Origin of the sequence: Bacillus sp. 7884-1, assembly GCF_002272245.1 — a bacterium.
Taxonomy (GTDB): domain Bacteria; phylum Bacillota; class Bacilli; order Bacillales; family Cytobacillaceae; genus Neobacillus.
Map to the genome: position 1 here is coordinate 1 of NZ_NPDD01000029.1, position 20582 is coordinate 20582.

Annotated in this window: 26 protein-coding genes; 22 read left to right on the plus strand and 4 right to left on the minus strand. The window is 37.9% G+C overall.

Going from position 1 to position 20582, the window contains the following annotated elements:
* Positions 1 to 369 (plus strand): YqkE family protein (locus tag CHI06_RS04405; protein WP_306453799.1); only part of this gene is annotated, 369 nt, incomplete at its 5' end.
* Between the two features lie 25 nt (positions 370 to 394).
* Here CHI06_RS04405 and CHI06_RS04410 read toward each other — a convergent pair.
* Both CHI06_RS04410 and mciZ read right to left on the minus strand, forming a co-directional pair.
* A complete protein-coding gene (locus CHI06_RS04410) occupies positions 395 to 1306 on the minus strand; it encodes an aldo/keto reductase (RefSeq protein ID WP_095247215.1) in 912 nt (303 codons plus the stop codon).
* Positions 1307 to 1370: 64 nt separating this feature from the next.
* On the minus strand, positions 1371 to 1502 hold the full coding sequence (mciZ, locus tag CHI06_RS04415) for a Z-ring formation inhibitor MciZ (protein ID WP_095247216.1): 132 nt from the start codon (positions 1500 to 1502) through the stop codon (positions 1371 to 1373).
* 74 nt (positions 1503 to 1576) lie between these two features.
* Here mciZ and CHI06_RS04420 point away from each other — a divergent pair, with 74 nt between their 5' ends.
* From CHI06_RS04420 to CHI06_RS04510, 19 genes are all read left to right on the plus strand, one after another.
* On the plus strand, positions 1577 to 2131 hold the full coding sequence (locus tag CHI06_RS04420; protein WP_095247217.1) for an NUDIX hydrolase: 555 nt from the start codon (positions 1577 to 1579) through the stop codon (positions 2129 to 2131).
* Positions 2128 to 3291: an endonuclease Q family protein gene (locus CHI06_RS04425; protein WP_095247218.1), complete on the plus strand. Its 1164-nt coding sequence runs from the start codon at positions 2128 to 2130 to the stop codon at positions 3289 to 3291. Before CHI06_RS04420 ends, CHI06_RS04425 begins: the two co-directional genes overlap by 4 nt.
* Before the next feature lie 229 nt (positions 3292 to 3520).
* Positions 3521 to 4165 carry a stage II sporulation protein M gene (gene spoIIM / locus CHI06_RS04430; RefSeq protein WP_095247219.1) on the plus strand — a complete coding sequence of 215 codons (645 nt, stop codon included), beginning with the start codon at positions 3521 to 3523 and terminating at the stop codon, positions 4163 to 4165.
* 110 nt (positions 4166 to 4275) lie between these two features.
* Complete coding sequence (fur, locus tag CHI06_RS04435; RefSeq protein ID WP_095247220.1) at positions 4276 to 4740, plus strand: ferric iron uptake transcriptional regulator; 465 nt, start codon at positions 4276 to 4278, stop codon at positions 4738 to 4740.
* Between the two features lie 150 nt (positions 4741 to 4890).
* Positions 4891 to 5118 carry a YqzK family protein gene (locus CHI06_RS04440; protein WP_095247221.1) on the plus strand — a complete coding sequence of 76 codons (228 nt, stop codon included), beginning with the start codon at positions 4891 to 4893 and terminating at the stop codon, positions 5116 to 5118.
* Between the two features lie 6 nt (positions 5119 to 5124).
* Positions 5125 to 6018: a site-specific tyrosine recombinase XerD gene (xerD, locus tag CHI06_RS04445; RefSeq protein WP_095247222.1), complete on the plus strand. Its 894-nt coding sequence runs from the start codon at positions 5125 to 5127 to the stop codon at positions 6016 to 6018.
* 213 nt (positions 6019 to 6231) lie between these two features.
* Complete coding sequence (deoB, locus tag CHI06_RS04450; RefSeq protein ID WP_095247223.1) at positions 6232 to 7416, plus strand: phosphopentomutase; 1185 nt, start codon at positions 6232 to 6234, stop codon at positions 7414 to 7416.
* A gap of 12 nt (positions 7417 to 7428) precedes the next feature.
* Positions 7429 to 8250: a purine-nucleoside phosphorylase gene (locus CHI06_RS04455; RefSeq protein ID WP_095247224.1), complete on the plus strand. Its 822-nt coding sequence runs from the start codon at positions 7429 to 7431 to the stop codon at positions 8248 to 8250.
* Positions 8251 to 8272: 22 nt separating this feature from the next.
* Positions 8273 to 9577: a pyrimidine-nucleoside phosphorylase gene (locus CHI06_RS04460; RefSeq protein ID WP_095247225.1), complete on the plus strand. Its 1305-nt coding sequence runs from the start codon at positions 8273 to 8275 to the stop codon at positions 9575 to 9577.
* Between the two features lie 123 nt (positions 9578 to 9700).
* Positions 9701 to 10870 carry a D-alanyl-D-alanine carboxypeptidase family protein gene (locus CHI06_RS04465; protein ID WP_142300922.1) on the plus strand — a complete coding sequence of 390 codons (1170 nt, stop codon included), beginning with the start codon at positions 9701 to 9703 and terminating at the stop codon, positions 10868 to 10870.
* Positions 10871 to 11125: 255 nt separating this feature from the next.
* Positions 11126 to 11476: an anti-sigma F factor antagonist gene (gene spoIIAA, locus CHI06_RS04470; RefSeq protein WP_095247227.1), complete on the plus strand. Its 351-nt coding sequence runs from the start codon at positions 11126 to 11128 to the stop codon at positions 11474 to 11476.
* Positions 11477 to 11917 carry an anti-sigma F factor gene (gene spoIIAB / locus CHI06_RS04475; protein ID WP_095247228.1) on the plus strand — a complete coding sequence of 147 codons (441 nt, stop codon included), beginning with the start codon at positions 11477 to 11479 and terminating at the stop codon, positions 11915 to 11917.
* 12 nt (positions 11918 to 11929) lie between these two features.
* Positions 11930 to 12688 carry an RNA polymerase sporulation sigma factor SigF gene (gene sigF, locus CHI06_RS04480; RefSeq protein ID WP_034677308.1) on the plus strand — a complete coding sequence of 253 codons (759 nt, stop codon included), beginning with the start codon at positions 11930 to 11932 and terminating at the stop codon, positions 12686 to 12688.
* Between the two features lie 85 nt (positions 12689 to 12773).
* Positions 12774 to 13394 carry a stage V sporulation protein AA gene (locus CHI06_RS04485; protein WP_095247229.1) on the plus strand — a complete coding sequence of 207 codons (621 nt, stop codon included), beginning with the start codon at positions 12774 to 12776 and terminating at the stop codon, positions 13392 to 13394.
* Complete coding sequence (locus CHI06_RS04490; RefSeq protein ID WP_095247230.1) at positions 13384 to 13806, plus strand: stage V sporulation protein AB; 423 nt, start codon at positions 13384 to 13386, stop codon at positions 13804 to 13806. The genes CHI06_RS04485 and CHI06_RS04490 overlap by 11 nt, the downstream gene beginning before the upstream one ends.
* Positions 13807 to 13832: 26 nt before the next feature.
* Positions 13833 to 14432: a stage V sporulation protein AE gene (locus CHI06_RS04495; RefSeq protein ID WP_095247231.1), complete on the plus strand. Its 600-nt coding sequence runs from the start codon at positions 13833 to 13835 to the stop codon at positions 14430 to 14432.
* Positions 14433 to 14457: 25 nt separating this feature from the next.
* A complete protein-coding gene (locus tag CHI06_RS04500; protein WP_095247239.1) occupies positions 14458 to 15873 on the plus strand; it encodes a spore germination protein in 1416 nt (471 codons plus the stop codon).
* A gap of 171 nt (positions 15874 to 16044) precedes the next feature.
* The gene (gene lysA / locus CHI06_RS04505; RefSeq protein WP_095247232.1) at positions 16045 to 17349 is read left to right on the plus strand and encodes a diaminopimelate decarboxylase; all 1305 of its coding nucleotides are present in this window, start codon (positions 16045 to 16047) and stop codon (positions 17347 to 17349) included.
* Positions 17350 to 17721: 372 nt separating this feature from the next.
* The gene (locus tag CHI06_RS04510) at positions 17722 to 18072 is read left to right on the plus strand and encodes a GNAT family N-acetyltransferase (RefSeq protein WP_095247233.1); all 351 of its coding nucleotides are present in this window, start codon (positions 17722 to 17724) and stop codon (positions 18070 to 18072) included.
* Between the two features lie 28 nt (positions 18073 to 18100).
* Here CHI06_RS04510 and CHI06_RS04515 read toward each other — a convergent pair whose 3' ends face one another.
* Positions 18101 to 18622 (minus strand): DUF309 domain-containing protein, encoded by a 522-nt coding sequence (locus CHI06_RS04515; protein WP_095247234.1) that lies wholly within the window; start codon positions 18620 to 18622, stop codon positions 18101 to 18103.
* Between the two features lie 128 nt (positions 18623 to 18750).
* On the minus strand, positions 18751 to 18840 hold the full coding sequence (locus CHI06_RS04520; protein ID WP_095247235.1) for a YjcZ family sporulation protein: 90 nt from the start codon (positions 18838 to 18840) through the stop codon (positions 18751 to 18753).
* A 331-nt stretch (positions 18841 to 19171) separates the two neighbouring features.
* On the opposite strand from CHI06_RS04520, the gene CHI06_RS04525 reads away from it, so the two are divergent.
* Together CHI06_RS04525 and scpB are read left to right on the plus strand one after the other, a co-directional pair.
* Complete coding sequence (locus CHI06_RS04525; RefSeq protein ID WP_095247236.1) at positions 19172 to 19927, plus strand: segregation/condensation protein A; 756 nt, start codon at positions 19172 to 19174, stop codon at positions 19925 to 19927.
* A gap of 5 nt (positions 19928 to 19932) precedes the next feature.
* Positions 19933 to 20520: an SMC-Scp complex subunit ScpB gene (gene scpB, locus CHI06_RS04530; RefSeq protein ID WP_095247237.1), complete on the plus strand. Its 588-nt coding sequence runs from the start codon at positions 19933 to 19935 to the stop codon at positions 20518 to 20520.
* Positions 20521 to 20582 lie beyond the last annotated feature (62 nt).

Here is a 20582-nt window from a genome sequence, read left to right on the forward strand (position 1 = left end):
GATTATTCGAAGAAGCATTCCTTAGTGGAGCACAAATCAACAGTCCAATTTAACACAGCCTTTCTATTAAAATGGTATAATACATATGAAATGATGATTATGGGGGAGTTTAGGATGGTAAAGAAATCGAAACAAAAAAATCAATCTAAACCAAAAAAAGAAGAAGCAGCGGTAACGCTTAAAGATATGATCAATCCGGAATTAATCAAGCAGTTAAAAGAACAGCAAGACCAGCTCAAGGCAGCAGAAGAGCGTAAGAAAGAAGCAGAAGAGCAACGGAAAAGAGAAGAACGCCGTTTAAAAGAGAAAAATAAATCTTTCGAGGAGCTGCTCAACGAGAGCGGTATGAACTGGAAGGAATTTAAATAGGAGAGCCAATGGCCCTCCTATTTTTTTAACGATGTTCTTTATAAAGTGTTGTTTTAGATATTGTTTTTATCAAAGCTATTTCATCTTCTGTTAGAGACTGGCTATTAATAGCGTGGGCATTGGCTCTAACTTGTTCTGGACTGCTGGCACCGGCAATGACTGAGGCAACAGCAGGATGGGCCAAATTGTATTGAAGCGCTATTTCGGTAAATGAGCGGTCACCTGCCAGCTTGTCCTTTAGCGCAGGTAATACATTAAGAAGCTCTTCCTGACTATAGTCTTGATATCCTTTCTGTGATACCTTTTTGAACATTTTATCAGTTAGAAGTCCTTTTGCGAGAGGACCACGGGTTACTACACTAACTCCATGCTCGTGTAGAAATGGCAAAGTTTCTTCCTCAGCGCGTCGGTCCAAAATACTATATTGCATCATCACAGAAACAATGTGAGACTTCTGTACATACTCACGAATGACATTTGGGCGAATGGAGGAGAGTCCATAATAACGAATAAGTCCCTCCGCCTTTAATTCTTCAAAAGCCTCTATCACGTCATCAATTCGATCCTCAATTGTCCCGCCGTGCAGCTGGTAAAGGTCAATATAATCGGTGCCAAGTCGTTTCAAACTTTGTTTAACTGCTTCCTTTATATACGATTTGGATGGGTCCCAAGACCAGCCTGATTTATCAGATTTCCAACGGTTGCCAACCTTGGACGCAATAATTACGTTATCACGAACTTCCTTTAAAGCTGTCCCGACGATTTTTTCATTTTCACCAAAATCATATAAATCTGCAGTATCGAAATAATTGATTCCCTCATCCAATGCGGTTTCAATAACCTCTCTAGCTGCTTTCTCCTCGGTGCCAATCGACATACAGCCTAAACCTAATTCTGTTACCCATAAATCTGAGTTTCCCAGTTTTCTTTTTTTCAAAAATATCACCCCGTCCTTTTCTATAATTTTAATAAAGTCCGGGGAAGACTACAAACGTAAAAGGTTATTTAGGAGCGACTTTTTCTAGCCACTCGGCAACGGTAGGATACTCTTTATTGTATTCCTTTAGCTTTTGTACGACTTCCCATCCCTTACCAACTAGAATTATTCCCTTCTCATGCACGTACACCTTCATCCCATACCCCTCCAAATAATGTATGGTAAAATGTATGAGCAGAATATACAGAAATAGAACAGGAGTTGACCTAGATGGGTAATCTTAATGAAAAGACATTACATAGCGAAGAAATTTTTTCAGGTAAAGTCATTAGCCTTCACCTTCAGGATGTTGAGCTTCCAAATGGAAAACAGTCAAAAAGGGAGATAATTAAACACCCAGGTGCTGTCGCTATCTTGGCCATCACCGACGATAAAAAAATTGTTATGGTAGAGCAATTTCGAAAAGCACTTGAACGGACGATTGTTGAAATACCAGCAGGAAAGTTAGAAAAAGGCGAAGAACCTGCTCTTTGTGCCCGTCGGGAGTTAGAAGAAGAGACAGGGTATGAATGTGAAAGTCTGGAGCTGCTTCTCTCATTCTATACCTCACCTGGATTTGCAGATGAGATTGTTCATTTATATGTTGCCAAAGGATTAACAAAGAAAGAAAATGCGGCAACACTTGATGAAGATGAATTTGTGAACCTTGAGGAATTAACACTGGATGAAGCCATTCAATATATAAAGGAACAAAAAATTTATGATGCCAAAACCGCTTATGCCGTTCAATACATACAGCTGCAAGAGGCTTTAGTAAAAAAATGAAACGCTATTATGTAGATCTACATATTCATATCGGAAGAACCTGGTCGGGTAAACCTGTAAAAATAACAGGTGCGAAATCATTAACGTTTACTAATATCATCGAACATGCAAGGCATGAAAAAGGTATGAATATGATTGGAATTATTGACAGCCACTCACCTGAAGTAATCCTTGAAATGGAAAGCCTTGTTTCGAGTGGAGACATAATTGAACATCCAGATGGAGGCTTAGCATTCGGTGATTTAACGGTAATCCCCGGTTCCGAGTTAGAAATCTATGATGAACAATGCAATGGTCCGATACATGTGCTTGTGTTTTTTCCTACAATTTCTATTATGAGGGAGTTTTCTAATTGGCTGTCTGGGCATTTGAAAAATGTCCAGTTGAGTTCGCAGCGGATTTACGCATCAGGTCAAGATTTGCAAAAAAGGGTTAAAGAATTAGGCGGAATCTTTATTCCAGCACATGTGTTTACTCCTTTTAAAAGTCTATATGGTAAAGGTGTCAATAAATCCTTAACGGAAGTATTCGACCCAGACATGATTGATGGGATTGAGCTTGGATTAAGTTCTAATACGTTGATGGCAGATCAGATAAAAGAATTACACAACTATACCTTTGTGACCAATTCCGACGCTCATTCCTTAGCAAAAATTGCCCGCGAATATCAAGTAATATTGATGAAGGAAGCATCATTTAAAGAATTAGGAATGGCATTAAGGAAGGAGGACGGACGACATATCCTAGCGAATTACGGATTAGATCCGCTCCTTGGAAAATATCACAAAACTGTCTGTGCAGAATGTTTACATCCAGCTAGTGAGGAAGACCAAATATGTACTCAGTGTGGTAATAAAAAAATCATTAAAGGTGTAGCTGATCGAATTCTTGAATTAAAGACTGCTGAAAAGAGTCCAGAAGGGCGTCCTCCCTATGTCCATCAAGTCCCGCTAGATTTTATTCCGGGATTAGGACCAAAATTACTCGAAAAACTCGTCAATCATTTTGGTTCTGAAATGGCAATTTTGCATGAAGTTCCATATCAGGCGCTGACCGAAGTGGTTCCACCAAAGATTGCTGATCTCATCATGAAAGCAAGAGAAGGAAAAGTTACATTAGCAGCAGGCGGCGGAGGAAAATACGGAAAAATTGCAGACTAATATAATAATTTAATGAAAAAACCCGGCAGAATCACCAAATCTGCCGGGTTTTTTGATATTTACCGTTTCAAATTTTACTAAAAAATAAATATATCCGCGTTAATCGTTATATCTGCGATGAGCAACCCCCACTTCTTTTTAAATTTAAAATCTATTAATTTATCGTCATAGAAATACTAGAAAGGCATAAAATGTAATAACTGATTAGGAGAAATAGGAGGGACTGCAGATGAAGAAACGATTGTACCAGAACGATGCCGCTAGTTATTTCCGTGAGCATTCCTCAACTTTTTTATTTATTGTCATATTATTTTTAATGGGTGTCATCTTTGGGGCAATTGTTGTGAATAGCATGAGCATCACCCAAAAGGAAGATTTATTTTATTATTTATCACAATTTTTCAGTCAAATTCTAAATGGGAAAGTTACAGAAAATAATGATTTATTTGCTCAAAGTTTCCTTCATAATAGCAAGTTCATTGGACTCATTTGGATACTAGGAATTTCTATTATTGGACTGCCAGTGATACTCATTCTGTTATTTATTAAGGGTCTGGTGGTAGGTTTTACGGTTGGTTTTCTTGTTAGTCAATTGGGATTGAAGGGATTTTTACTTGCATTTGTATCCATTCTCCCACAAAATTTGATTATCATTCCCGTTTTCATTTTAATGGCTGCTTTATCGGTAATATTCTCATTGAGAATGATTAAAAAACAATTCTTTAAGACATCTGGACAACCAATCTTACCATTTTTCAAAAACTATATTCTCACCTTCATCGTTGCTGTAGTTCTTATATCTGCTGCCTCAGGAGTAGAGGCTTATGTATCACCATGGCTGATGAAAACAATGATGGGATCACTTGATTTATAAAAATTATTACTTAATATTAAATATAATCTGTTGTTTATAATAATTTTATTTTGACACCTCTTTCTCATCTGTTATAATGAGAATAGCAGCGGCGAGGGAGGGACTTCGGTATGGAAACAAGAATTGAGAGAATTAAAAAGCATTTGCATTCGTCAAGTTATAAGCTAACACCTCAACGTGAAGCAACCGTTCGGGTATTGTTAGAGCATGAAGAGGATCATTTAAGTGCAGAAGATGTATACCTCCTCGTTAAAGAAAAGTCGCCTGAAATAGGATTGGCAACTGTTTATCGTACACTTGAGCTATTAACTGAATTGAAAATCGTAGATAAAATTAACTTTGGTGATGGAGTTTCTCGTTATGACCTTCGCCAAGAAGGTGCAGCACATTTTCATCATCATCTTGTTTGTATTGAATGTGGAGCAGTTGATGAAATACAAGAAGACCTTCTTGAAGATGTGGAGGCCGTGGTGGAACGCAGATGGAATTTTAAGATAAAGGACCATCGTCTCACATTTCATGGCATTTGCTATCGGTGCCTAGATAAAGGAAAAGTGGAAGAAAAAGCCGAATAATAATCAAAAGTCCTTTTTAATGAAAAGGGCTTTTTTTCATTTCTTTTTCCCAGCTCTCATAAAATAAATTCGCCAAAATCCTGCCTTTAGGTATAAAAGGTGGACAAATTGGCATATCTTTTACTAGGCTGATTGTTTGGGGGAAGATAAATGTTCTCTTTTATTAAAGTAATACTACAAACCTTAAAGGTTTTTATCATATTCACCGGGTGCACGATACTCTTTTATTATGGTATTATGTGGGTAAATGAGGAGTACCAAAATTACCATCGCTATGATTCACCAGAAGGCTCTGCTTTAAAGGTTTCCACACTAAATAAGGATGAAAATTCATTCTGGCTGGATCGGCTGATTTTGTTTTACTTAAATGGGGAGTAGTATTCAATGGAAGATTATTTGAAAGATTTTATGCAGTTTTTACTGGTAGATAAAAGGGTGGCAAAGAATACGCTGCTATCATATGAACGAGACTTGAAAAACTATCTTCGCTACTTAAAAAACGTTGAAGCAGTTGACACTTTAAATCATGTACAAAGAGCTCATATAGTCCATTTCCTGAATTTCTTAAAGGAGCAAGGGAAATCTCCGAAAACCTTGGCTAGGCATGTGGCTTCCCTACGTGCTTTCCATCAATTTTTATTACGTACTCATGCTGCGAATCAAGACCCATCAATCCTAATCGAGATTCCTAAGTCAGAAAGGTCAATTCCAAAAGTTTTAAGTTTAGAGGAAGTAGAAAAACTTTTAGACATATCTAATGGACAAGGGCATTTTGCATTAAGGGACAAGGCAATGCTAGAGTTCCTTTATGCTACTGGTATTCGTGTTAGTGAACTTATTCAAATTGATGTAGAGCATGTTAATTTAACAATGGGCTTCGTCACTGTTATCGGAAAAAGTAATAAAGAGCGAATTATTCCAGTTGGAGGACCGGCAGCAGAAGCATTAAAACGGTACCTGGAGTATGGAAGACCAAATTTTCTACTGGAGAATCGTACGGAGGATTCATTATTCTTAAACCACCATGGAAAGCGACTATCTCGTCAAGGATTTTGGAAGATTTTAAAAAAACTTGCAAACGAAGCTGGCATTAAGAATGAGTTAACACCGCACACACTTCGTCATTCATTTGCGACACATCTTTTACAAAATGGTGCAGATTTAAAAGCAGTCCAAGAAATGCTCGGACATGCAGATATTTCTACTACTCAAATTTATACGCAGTTATCGAAGACAAGGTTAAAGGATGTCTATAGTAAATTTCATCCTAGAGCTTAATAGGATACTAGATTTAAAATGATTTTAAAAAATGTCGAAAAGCTGCCATATTTATGGACAGCTTTTTCTTGTAATTTTACTAGAGTTTAGTAAAATATAGAGGTCAGACTTCTGACTTTAAATTTTTGAAAGCGTAAATAATCCTATTTTAATAAGGGCAATCTATTTTTATTAATTAGCAAAGTTATTTTAGAAAAAGGAGGAAGACTTAAAATGGCGTTAAATACATATAAACGAATATTTTTAATTGTGATGGACTCTGTTGGGATTGGTGAATCACCGGATGCAGATAAGTTTGGTGACAAAGGTGCAGATACCCTTGGACATATTGCTGAACGAATGAACGGTCTAACTATGCCCAACATGGGAAGTTTAGGTTTAAGCAATATTCGAGAAATTAAGGGGATTGAAAAAGCTGAAAAACCCTTAGCCTACTTTACAAAAATGATGGAGGCTTCCAACGGAAAGGACACCATGACAGGTCATTGGGAGATTATGGGGTTGAATATACAAACACCTTTCCGTGTTTTCCCAGATGGATTCCCAGATGAGCTCCTTTCCGAATTGGAAGAACGTACGGGAAGAAAGATAATTGGCAATAAACCTGCTAGTGGAACGGAAATTCTTGATGAGCTTGGGGAAGAGCATATGAAAACGGGAGCGTTGATTGTCTATACTTCTGCAGATTCTGTACTCCAAATTGCAGCACATGAAGAAATTGTTCCAATTGAAGAGCAATATAAAATATGTAAAATCGCTCGCGAGTTAACTCTCGATGAAAAATATATGGTTGGGCGTGTTATTGCTCGTCCATTCTTGGGTGAACCAAGCAATTTTAAAAGAACAGCTAATCGTCATGACTATGCATTAAAACCATTTGATAGAACGGTTATGAGTGAGATGAAAGATGCAGGTTTAGATGTCATTGCGATTGGGAAAATCTCAGATATTTATGATGGTGAAGGTGTTACACAGTCTCTAAGAACAATTTCTAATATGGATGGTATGGATAAGTTAGTACAGACACTGGACATGGATTTTACTGGAATGAGCTTCTTGAATTTAGTAGATTTTGATGCACTATATGGACATCGCCGCGATCCAGAAGGCTACGGGAATGCACTTGAAGAATATGATGCACGCTTACCAGAAGTGTTTGCTAAGTTAAAAGATGATGATTTATTAATCATTACAGCGGATCACGGAAATGATCCAGTGGCACCAGGAACGGATCACACCCGTGAATATGTACCATTAATTGTTTATTCCAAGAAAATGGCAGAAGGCAAAGAACTTCCTATTCGTGAAACCTTCGCTGATATTGGGGCAACAGTTGCAGAAAACTTTAAAGTGAAAATGCCTAATTTTGGAAAAAGCTTCTTACAAGAATTAAATTAAAGGGGTATGAACATGAATCCAGAAAAAATTCAAAACGCAGCAGACTTTTTAAAAGAGAAATATTCAAATACACCTAAAATTGGACTTATCTTAGGCTCTGGTCTTGGTGTTCTAGCTGATGAAATTGAGAATCCTGTTAAGATACCATACAATGAAATACCTAATTTCCCGATTTCAACTGTTGAAGGTCATGCCGGACAGCTTGTTTTTGGAATTTTAGAGGGTGTAGAAGTGGTTGCGATGCAAGGCCGTTTCCATTTTTATGAAGGGTACGGTATGGACAAAGTAACCTTCCCTGTACGGGTGATGAAAGAATTAGGTGTGGACATGTTAATCGTAACGAATGCTGCGGGCGGTGTTAATGAAAGCTTCGAAGCAGGAGACCTTATGATTATTAGTGATCATATTAATTTTACAGGTGCTAATCCTTTAATAGGTCCAAATGATTCAAAATTTGGTCCCCGTTTCCCTGATATGTCAGAGGCCTATACAAAAGAATTGCGGAATGCAGCGAAAGAGATTGCAGCCCGCTTAAATATTAATGTAAAAGAAGGCGTATATTTCGGATTTTCGGGACCAGTCTATGAAACTCCATCAGAAATTAGAATGGTTAGAACACTAGGAGGAGACGCTGTTGGTATGTCAACAGTGCCTGAAGTGATTGTTGCCCGCCATGGAGGGATGAAGGTCCTTGGAATTTCTTGCATTACGAATATGGCTGCAGGAATTCTAGACCAGCCTTTATCACATGAGGAAGTTATTGAAACAACAGAAAGAGTAAAAGCTAATTTTCTATCATATATAAAAGAAATTGTTAAAAGTATAGCTAAATAATCTTATTAAAGTGGTGATTAGTATGAGAATGGTTGACTTAATTGAGAAAAAAAGAGATGGGCATGAACTAACTACAGAGGAAATAAAGTATATTATCAATGGTTACACTGATGGTTCCATACCCGATTATCAGGTTAGTGCCTTAACCATGGCAATCTTTTTTCAGGGGATGACAGAAAAAGAAAGAGCGGATTTAACAATGGCAATGGTTGAATCTGGCGATCAAATTGATTTATCGGAAATCGAAGGAATTAAAGTGGATAAGCATTCAACTGGAGGAGTAGGAGATACAACAACCTTAGTACTTGGACCGCTTGTTGCTGCACTTGATGTTCCGGTTGCAAAAATGTCGGGGCGCGGTTTAGGACACACCGGCGGAACGATTGACAAATTAGAAGCAGTAAAAGGCTTCCATGTTGAAATTGAAAACGAGGAATTCATTGATTTAGTTAACAAAAACAAAATAGCAGTAATTGGGCAAAGTGGTAACTTAACACCTGCTGATAAAAAGTTATATGCGTTAAGAGATGTAACAGCAACCGTTAATAGTATTCCATTAATTGCGGGCTCAATCATGAGCAAAAAAATCGCAGCAGGTGCAGATGCCATTGTTCTAGATGTAAAAACGGGTGCAGGTGCCTTCATGAAAACAATTGAAGACTCAAGAGAACTGGCTAAAGCAATGGTAGGCATCGGAAACAATGTTGGAAGACGAACGATGGCAGTTATTTCTGACATGAGTCAGCCGCTCGGGTTTGCTATCGGAAATGCACTTGAAGTGAAGGAAGCGATTGATACCTTAAAGGGTGAAGGTCCAGAGGACTTAACAGAGCTTTGTTTAACTCTTGGCAGTCACATGGTTTACTTAGCTGAAAAGGCAAGTTCATTAGCAGAAGCTCGTACGATGCTTGAAAATGTCATTAAAGATGGCTCAGCACTTGAAAAGTTTAAGGTCTTCTTGAGCTCACAAGGTGGAGATGCATCGATTGTTGATGATCCTTCTAAAATGCCTCAAGCTCAATTTACATTCGAGTTAGAAGCTAAAGAAGATGGTTATGTTTCTGAAATCGTTGCGGATGAAGTAGGAACGGCTGCAATGAAATTAGGAGCAGGAAGAGCGACAAAAGAGTCCGTAATTGATTTAGCTGTTGGACTTGTTTTACGAAAGAAAATCGGTGATCAAGTGAAAAAAGGTGAATCGTTAGTAACGATTTACAGTAATTTTGAAGATGTAAGTGAAGTAAAAGAAATGCTTTATGAAAATATTATCGTTTCCTCTGAAAAAGTTGAGGCGCCAATCTTAATTCATGAAGAAATAACAGAATAGAACCAATAAGTGAAAGTCCAGGAAAAAATCCTGGACTTTTTTATTGTGTTGTCAGGGAAATATTGTATAAAGTTGTTGGATTTGGAAAAAATGGAATCTATATAAAGAATGGAGGGTTATGCAATGAAACGATATATTTCTTTACTAGTAATAGCCTTGTTACTTACAAGTTTATGGATTCCGTCTGTCTCTGCAGAAGAAAAAACGACTTCTGATATAACAGATAATGTAAGGTCCGCGATTTTAATTGAGCGTGATACTGGCCAAATTCTTTATGAGAAAAATAGTAATGAGGAGCTCCCACCAGCAAGCATGACAAAAATTATGACCATGCTTCTTATTATGGAAGCAATTGATCAAGGAAAACTTAAATGGGATGAAAGTGTCCGAACTAGTGAATATGCTGCTTCCATGGGCGGTTCGCAAATCTTCCTTGAACCTGGAGAAGAAATGACGGTAAAGCAAATGCTCCAGGGTATTGCGATTGGCTCCGGAAATGACGCATCCGTAGCAATGGCCGAGAAAATTGCAGGATCGGAAGAAGCCTTTGTTGACATGATGAATAACAAAGTAAAAGAACTTGGTTTAAAAAATACGATTTTTAAAAATACTACAGGTCTTCCTGGTAGCGGTCATTATAGTTCCGCACATGATATGGCGATTATGGCCAAAGAGCTATTAAAATATGAAGACATAACAAAGTTTACTGGAATGTACGAAGCGTACCTTCGTGAGAATACAGATAAAAAATTCTGGCTTGTTAATACCAATAAATTAGTTCGCTTTTACCCAGGAGTAGATGGACTAAAGACAGGATTCACTGCTGAAGCGAAATATTGTTTGACAGCAACCGCCCAAAAGGATGGTATGCGAGTCATTGCTGTTGTATTTGGAGCACCGACTTCAAAAGAAAGAAATGCCCAAGTGACGAAGATGCTTAATTATGCGTTTGCCCAATACCAAACGCACCCAATGTTCAAGCGAAATGAAGTAATTGGCAATGCTCAAGTTAACAAAGGGAAAGACAAGAAAGTAGAGGCAGTAACAAGTGAACCTCTTTCTTTACTTACTAAAAAAGGTGAAAAAACAGAGGATGTTAAACGAAAAGTTACGCTTGATAAAAACTTAAACGCTCCAATTACAAAAGGAGATAAGGTTGGAACTATTCAATTTGTGAAAGATGGAAAAGTGGTTCTAGAAAGTGAGTTAGTTGCGAAAAACGAAGTAAAGGAAGCAACTTGGTGGACACTTTATAAACGTTCATTTGGAATGTTCACAAAAGCAGGAAAGTAAGAATCCGTTCTTGTTGTCCAGCTCCAGCGCCTAGGGGCTCGGGGTCATAAGCCAATCCGTCAAGTAGGATAAAGAGCACAACCTTCATGCCGGCTCGTCTTATGCCTGTCGCCCCTGAGCAAGGCGCTTCCGCTTTTCGTTTTGTCGAATTACAACTAATTTTAGCAAATATCAACTAGTTTTGTCTTGAGAGAAGGAGATTGCTCTAACGGTAACGAATTGACTCACTATACCAGATGAAGGAGGCTAGGGATAGTGAGTCTTAACATTGAAATGGAAATAAAACATGATGTTTTATTGCTGCGTTTATGCGGTGAGTTAGATCATCATACAGCCGACGAATTACGTGAGCAAGCTGCTAATGCAATTGAGAAAAATGATATTCGTCATATAGTTTTGAATCTAGAACAGCTTTCTTTTATGGATAGCTCTGGGTTAGGCGTCATTTTAGGGCGGTATAAGCAAATCAAGCAGGTGCATGGTGAAATGGTCGTTTGTGCGATTTCCCCTGCAATACAACGATTATTCGATATGTCGGGGATGTTTAAAATTATTAAGCTGGAACCGACTGAAGAGTTTGCATTGCAAAGATTGGGGGTGGCCTGAGTGAAGAATTCAATGACTCTTCAATTCAGTGCATTAAGTCAAAATGAATCATTTGCCCGTGTCACGGTTGCTGCTTTTATTGCACAGCTTGACCCTACAATGGATGAATTGACTGAAATCAAAACCGTTGTTTCTGAAGTAGTAACCAACTCCATTATACATGGTTATGAAAATGACCCAGATGGAATTGTTTATATTCAGGTAACCATTGAAGATAATTTAGTGGATATTTCGATTAAAGATGTCGGACTAGGTATTGTAGATGTGGAGGAAGCTCGACAGCCATTATTTACAACGAAGCCAGATTTAGAAAGATCTGGTATGGGATTCACTATCATGGAAAATTTCATGGATGAGGTTGAGGTTCTCACACAGCCAGGTAAAGGAACCGAAGTAAGACTAAAAAAGCATTTACACACAAGCAAAATGCTATGCAATTAAGGAGACTTGCCAATGGATGTGGAGGTCAAAAAAGATAAAGCGCAAACGTATTTAAAGGACCATGAAGTTAAGGAACTTATTAAGAAAAGCCAAGACGGCGACCAAGCAGCAAGAGACCTTATTGCTGAAAAAAATATGCGTCTTGTTTGGTCCGTTGTTCAGCGGTTTCTAAATAGGGGATATGATCCAGATGATCTTTTTCAAATTGGATGTATCGGACTGCTGAAATCTGTAGATAAGTTTGATCTTTCCTATGATGTGAAATTTTCTACCTATGCAGTTCCAATGATTATTGGTGAAATACAAAGATTTATACGTGATGATGGGACAGTAAAGGTTAGCCGATCATTAAAGGAAATGGGCAACCGAATTAGAAAAGCGAAAGATGAATTATCGAAAACTTATGGAAGAATTCCAACGGTTAACGAGATTTCAGAGCATCTTCAGCTGTCACCAGAGGATGTTATTCTCGCCCAGGAGGCAAGTCGGACGCCATCTTCGATTCACGAAACAGTTTATGAAAATGATGGAGACCCTATTACATTATTAGATCAGATCGATGATGGAAATGAAGGCAAATGGTTTGATAAAATAGCCTTAAAAGAAGCGATTCGAGAATTAGATGAACGTGAGCGGCTCATTGTCTATTTACGTTATTATAAGGATCAAACGCAATCGGAAGTAGCAGTGCGACTGGGAATTTCTCAGGTGCAGGTATCAAGACTTGAAAAAAAGATACTGCAGCAAATGAAAGATCGTATGGATCTCTAATCCATGCGGTCTTTTTTTTTAGTAAAGTAAGAAATTTTGCTCATACTAGTTATACAAGGAAATCAATGTGTGGGGAGTGAATGTTTTGGAAAAAACAGTCTACATCCGCATGCGGAATCGTGTTCTGGTAAAACCAGATGAAAAAGTTTATTTATTGGATATTGCCCAGATTATTGCTCCAGAAACTGTAATACCAGAATTGAAAAATTTGATGGTTCACCAAGTGTCCATAAGGGATAAAAATATTATCATCATCGATGTCATGAAAGTAATTCGAATGATTTCGAATCTGATTGAAGATGTCGAGGTCCAAACGATTGGACCAGCACAAACAATTGTAGAAGTAATGTTTAAGAAAAAACAAATGTCGACCCCTATTTTTATCTTGATATGGTTTTTATTATTTTTCGGTTCAGCAATGGCCATTATGAATTTTCATGACGATGTCAGTATGCGGAGTGTTCAAGAAAAGTTATACAAAATAATAACAGGTGTCGAAGACTCTAAGCCTTGGATTTTTCAAATCCCATATTCAATCGGATTAGGTCTTGGCATGATTTTATTCTTCAACCATGTATTTCAAAAAAGAATCAACGAAGAACCAAGTCCCCTGGAAGTCGAAATGTTTAACTATCAAATGGATTTAGATAATTATGTGATCATTTATGAAAATAAGGAAAGTATAAAACGTACAAATGACGATTAAAGTCATTGCGGTTATGTTTATTGGGCTTGCAGGTGGATTAGCAGTTGGTTCAGGTTTTGTAGCCTTTCTTACAGTACTTGGAATTATCCCTAGGCTGACACAATTATCGAAGACAATGAAGATGATTCGGCACTATGAATGGGCTGTAGTAATAGGGGCACTATCGGGTTGCGCAGGAAGCTTAAGAGATCCAATATTGGGGCTATCCCCATATTTTATGTTACCTCTTGGATTTGCTGGAGGAGTCTTTGTTGGGATGTTAGCGGCAGGACTTACAGAGGTATTAAACGTATTTCCTGTTCTTGCAAAAAGACTGGGGATTGATGGGAAAATAATTATTTTAATAATGGCGATTGTTTTAGGAAAAATTGTTGGGTCAATTTTTCAATGGGTCTATTTTGTTCATCATTAATCTCGGCCTGGAAAGGACAACGAAGTATGAGCATTCGAAGGCGGGTTATATTAATTACTGATGGTGATGAGTATGCAAAGAGGGCAGTAGAGCATGTCGCTCATGAAGTGGGCGGGCGTTGTATTACGCAGTCTCATGGGAATCCTTCTGCACTAACAGGGGAGGAGCTCGTAAAGCTAATTAAAAAGGCTGCTAATGACCCAGTATTAGTAATGTTTGATGATAGTGGACTTGTTGGTGAAGGTGCAGGGGAACGTGCGTTAAAATTTGTCGCCACCCACAAGGATATTGAAGTCTTGGGTATCATTGCAGTTGCTGCAAAAACCCATCAGGCAGAATGGACTAGAATCGATGTAAGTATTGATCGGGATGGTGAATTAACTTCTTATGGTGTAGACAAACATGGTATACCAGAGCTAGAGATAGGAAGATTAAATGGAGACACCGTATACTGCCTTGATGAACTAGATGTTCCAATCATTGTTGGAATTGGAGATGTAGGAAAAATGGCAAGGAGGGACCACTATGAACGCGGTGCCCCTATTACGAAAAAAGCGGTAGAACTAATCCTCGAAAGGAGTGGATTTCGTGACGAGAGAGAACGAGCAAGCATGGCCGATTCCTGAGTCGCTGCAAGAAATTGAACATTACATGAAACACCGGGTTGGGCTGGGTGTAAGTTTTGACTTTGGTGTTCGTAAGTTAAAAATTCTTAAAAAAGATGTCCACTTTTACTGGATAACTGGTTTATGTGATACTCAATTTATTATTGAGACCGTTGAAGAATTAGTACGCATTAATGATCATGAGAAATTGTCAGCAGATCTTTTTAAAATAGTCGAAAACCGGCTCGTCAACCAGTCGGTTAGTCCAGTAAAAACACTTGATGAAATGGTTACTCAGGTTTTATCTGGATTAATTGTTGTGGTAGTGGAAGGAGCAAATACTGCTCTAGCAGTAGATGTCAGAAGCTACCCAGGCCGTTCACCACAAGAGCCAGATACTGAAAAAGTAGTTAGAGGTTCGCGTGACGGGTTTGTGGAAAACATTGTTATTAATACTGCTTTAACAAGAAGAAGAATACGTGATGAACGTCTGCGCTTTGAGATTCTAAAGGTGGGTGAACGTTCAAAAACAGATATAGCCATTGGCTACATAAATGATATTGCAGATCCAGACTTAGTTAATATTCTTCGTAAAGAGCTTAAGTCCATTAAAATCGATGGGATTCCGATGGCCGATAAAACAATAGAAGAGTTTATTTTAAAACAAGGTTTTAATCCTTATCCGTTGGTAAGATACACAGAACGTGCCGATGTCGCTGCTGCACATCTTTTAGAAGGGCATGTGGTTATATATGTTGATACCTCACCAAGTGTAATCATTGCACCAACCACCTATTTCCATCATGTACAACACGCTGAGGAGTTCCGTGAAGCGCCTATAATGGGGACCTTCGTCCGCTGGTCTAGGTTTTTAGGTATTCTAACATCAATATTTTTACTTCCGTTATGGCTGTTGTTTGTATTAGAACCGTCCTTGCTGCCAGATAAGCTCTCGTATATCGGACCAAATGAACAAACGAATATACCAGTGGTGTTTCAAATATTACTAGCTGATTTTGGTCTTGAATTTTTAAAGATTGCAGCCATACATACACCAACTCCCCTATCAACCGCTATGGGGTTGATTGCGGCGGTATTGATTGGTCAGATTGCTATTGAAGTTGGTTTGTTTGTTCCTGAAGTGATTCTATATGTTGCGGTGGCAGGTATCGGTTCATTTACCACCCCAAGTTATGAGTTAAGTGTAGCAAATAAAATTGGCCGAATCGTTCTAGTAATTCTAGTATCAATTTTCCATACACCAGGCTTTGTTATTGGTTCCACCATGCTGTTTATTCATCTAGTAACAACACGCACTTTAAATACACCGTATTTTTGGCCATTTCTTCCCTTCGAACCAAAGGGATTCTTGCAAATTATTTTCCGACGTGCAATTCCAGGGTCAATCCTTCGTCCAAGTATTGTGCATCCGAGGAATCGCTACCGTCAGCCGCCGGATTGAGAATAAATTATTGCGGAAAAGATTTGGTTATGCTAAAGTATTTTTAATTATCTAAAAGGATAAAAAGCTAAAAATAGGCAGTATCCTTTGTGGATTCTGTCTATTTATTTATTACTTTTTTAAGCACGTACCATAAACTAATAAAGAGTCTTTGCGGAGAGAGGGAAGGGAATGTATTTTTACGGGACAACAGGCGTAAACGGCAAGGGAAATTTGGAAATTGGCGGAGTAGATGCAGTAGAGTTGGCCGAGCAATTTGGAACTCCTCTCTATGTATATGATGTATCATTAATGAGGGAAAGAGCAAGAGGATTTAAGAAGACCTTTGACGAGCAAAATATTAAAGCACAGGTTGCGTATGCCAGTAAGGCCTTTTCGACGATTGCCATGCTTCAGCTTGCTGAGGAAGAAGGATTATCTCTCGATGTAGTCTCAGGCGGAGAGTTATATACTGCCATTGCTGCTGGATTTCCGGCTGAAAGAATTCACTTTCATGGAAACAATAAAAGTAGAGAAGAATTAGAAATGGCGTTAGACAACAAAATTGGCTGTATCGTAGTTGATAATTTTTATGAATTAGAACTATTAAAAGCAATCTGCATGGAACAAAATGCATCAGTTAGTATTTTACTCCGGGTTACTCCAGGAATTGAAGCGCATACACATGATTATATCTTAACTGGTCAGGAAGATTCGAAATTTGGTTTTGATTTGCAAAATGGACAAGCGGAGGAAGCTTTAGTGACTGCACTACGTTGTAATCACTTTGATGTGCTAGGATTACATTGTCATATTGGATCCCAAATCTTTGAAACCACCGGTTTCTTGCTCGCTGCTGATAAAATTGTTGGCAAAATGAATCAATGGAGAAATACACTTAACTTTGAAGCAAAAGTCCTTAATCTAGGCGGAGGTTTTGGGATTCGCTATACTAGTGAAGATGAACCTCTGCTGCCTTCACAATATGTTAGTGAAATTATAAAAGAGGTAAAGAGATTAATTCAGGATTACTCAATGAAAATGCCAGAAATTTGGATAGAACCTGGAAGGTCACTTGTTGGTGACGCGGGTACAACACTATATCAAATTGGTTCTTCTAAAGAAGTTCCTGGCGTGAGAAAATATTTAGCGGTAGACGGTGGGATGAGTGACAATATAAGACCTGCTCTCTATCAGGCGAAGTATGAAGCGGTACTTGCAAATAGGCCATTGGCAGAAGCCACGAATAAGGTTTCCATTGCTGGTAAATGCTGTGAATCTGGTGATATGCTGATTTGGGATTTACCACTTCCGGAAACAGAAGATGATGATCTTCTTGCTGTTTTTTGTACGGGTGCCTATGGATATTCGATGGCAAATAATTATAATCGTATTCCACGTCCTGCAGTGGTCTTTGTTGAAAATGGGAAGTCAACACTTGTTGTAAAAAGAGAAACATACGAAGATTTACTTCGGTTAGACCTGCCATTAAAATAAATGAGCTGCCGCCTAAGCGGCAGTTTATTTATTTTGGTCAATGGATTATTTTTTGTATATAGTGTAGAATGACAACATGTACGCTATCTTCAAATTGTATTTGGAGGATTTTTTATGAAGAAAAGTAATTGGACTGTGTTTGGTATCCTTGTAGGACTAGCACTTATTTGGGGGATTATCTATTGGGTTTTTATTGTACCGAAATAATGTTACTTGGGATTGATAGATAAACATTTATTATGTATGATTGACAATAATGAAACACTTTACGAATTTGGTTACATATTATAGAGAAAACTGTTTATTTATGAATTTGTTAGAAAAAATATATTATCCCTAACTGGGTTTATTTAATATAATGAGGGAGCTATTATGTTAATTCGTTATAAGAAAACATTCGAAAAGATAGCCATGGGCTTATTGTCCTTTATGCCTACTGAAAAGGACTTGAAGAAACTCCAATTCACCATTAAGGAGTATGAAACGGAAGAGAACCTACAGCTCTTTCTTTGGAAGGAAGAAGATATTATCGGTCTGATTGGGGTTCAAATGAACGATGATGATTCTGAGTTAATGATTCAGCATATTTCTGTCAATCCCTCACATCGTTATCAAGGGGTTGGAAAAAGAATGGTTAAAGCTCTTAAGGATTTGTATCCCAACAAGCAAATAACCGCAAATGACAACACAGCACCATTCGTTGAGAAATGTGATTTTTGCTAACTAAATCAGTGAAAGGCAACGAGGATTTTTATTCGTTGCCTTTTCTATTCCTAAGTGCTTCCATGCGTTCTTCAATGACCAATGTCCTATCGCGTAATTTATGTCTATGCACGATTGATTCATCCTCTAAGTTACTTCTCTCACCCCAGATAAAACCTAATTCTTCACAACCCTTTATACATGCGTTTAAAAGAGTAGAATCGATTACAGGAAGATTAATGCTTTGATAGCATTCCTCTTTTTCGATTTCCTCAATAAGTTTTGAGAGTATAGGGAATAAAACATTAACATCTAGCCCCTGTAAGATTAAATCATTTGCCTTTAGGGACAGGATTTTAATAGCCTTTTTCAACGTTCTTTCGGCACCATTAAAATTTCCCCGGCGATGATGGTACCTTGAAACCGCTAATAGGATGAACCCTACCCAGATGGAATCCTTCTGTTTATCGTTAGATTCCTTCCAATATTCCTCTAGTATTTCGTGGCATTCAAAATAATCACGATCACCATTAAAATGAACTAAAAATTGAACATACTCCTTCGGGTACAAAAAATCACCCCTAATAGTTAAGATATGTACAGTGTAGCATATAATCATTGTTTCTTCAGAATAATTCAAAAGGAAAAAGCCCGCCCCAAAAGGCGGGCTTTCTTGCTAACTTACTTTGGTGTTTCTAATTAAAACCAGGAAGCACCAACAATAATTAACAGAATGAATAGAACTACGATTAAAGCAAAACCGCCTCCAAAACCGTGACCATCAGACATGTTCAAAAACCTCCTATAGTGTTTTGTTATTCTTTTCACTCTCATCATATGTAGGCTGTTTGTCCAGTGTTATAGGTCAACATCCCATTTTTGAATTTTGGAATGGTAATGATTTTTCTATTGGATAACGTATTTGAATCCTCTATACTAATAATAGTCATGCTTAATAGGCTGTGTTAAGCTAAATGTTGATATTTGCACTCTGTTGATTTGCGCGGAAGGCACGAGACTCCTGCGGTGATTATTCCAAGAAGCATTCCTTAGTGAAGCGCAAATCAACAGACCAATTTAACGCAGCCTATGAAAATTACTTCAAGGATACTGGTGAAAGATGATACACTATAATGTAAAAATTGACGCATTTGAAGGACCATTGGATTTACTCCTCCATTTAATTAATCGATTAGAAATTGATATATACGATATCCCTGTTGCCCAAATTACCGAGCAATACTTAATCTATATTAAAACAATGACCGAACTTAAATTGGATATTGCCAGTGAGTTTTTAGTAATGGCAGCAACCTTATTAGCGATTAAAAGTAAAATGCTTTTACCAAAGCATGAAGAGGAATTGGATGACTTCAATTCTGAAATTAATTATGAAGAAGACCCTAGAGATGAGCTTGTTGAAAGGTTAATTGAATATCGAAAATATAAAGAAGCCGCGCATGATTTAAAGTCACTGGAAGAGGAACGAGGACTCATGTATACAAAACCTCCAAGCGACCTTTCGGATCTTGCAAAGGAAAAACAACCAGAAAAAATAGAAATAAATATCACCCTTTATGATATGTTAGCTGCTTTTCAGAAACTTTTAAGAAGAAAAAAGCTGCAACGCCCATTGGCCACAAAGATTGCTAGGCAAGAAATATCCATTGAAACAAGAATGAATGAAATAATGAGTGAGTTAAAGCTTCTAAAAGGCCGGAAAAACTTCAATGATTTATTCCCTATTCCTGCAAAGGAGCATATTGTTGTAACGTTTTTGGCAGTTTTGGAGCTAATCAAAAGAAAAGAAATAGATGTAGAGCAAAATGAAAACTTTGGGGACATCTTTGTTCATGCAATACAAGAAGGAGTGTAAGGGGCTTGGAAATAATAAATTGGCATAGCATTTTAGAGAGTCTTTTATTTGCGGCAGGTGATGAAGGACTTACTTTAAAGCATGTTGCTGAGGTCCTAGAGGTAGAGGAATCGAAGGCCGGAGAAATAGTAGAAGAATTAATACAGGTGTATGAAAAGGACAGTAAACGTGGAATCATGATTGTTCAGCTTGCAGGTACGTATCAGCTTGCCACAAAAAAAGAAAACGCAACGTACTTAAAAAGGCTTGTAGACTCACCCAATACGGCTACCCTATCACAGGCAGCGTTGGAAACATTGGCGATTATTGCATATAAACAGCCAATCACTCGTGCTGAAATTGAAGAAATACGCGGAGTAAAAACGGAAAGGCCACTTCATACCCTAATGACAAAAGCACTCATTAAGGAAGTTGGAAGAGCGGAGGGAACAGGGAGGGCCTACCTTTATGGAACCACTAAAGAATTTCTTGATTATTTCGGTCTAAAAAACATTGAGGAATTACCCAAGCTGCCTGACCGAGTCGAAGAAGAATTTGTCCAAGAAGAAGCAGATCTGTTCTTCGAGAAATTTCAGGAAAGTATTAATTCTTAAGGATATATATTTAAAGCTCATAAATTGATTTTGCACTCTGTTGATTTCTGCGGAAAGCGAAG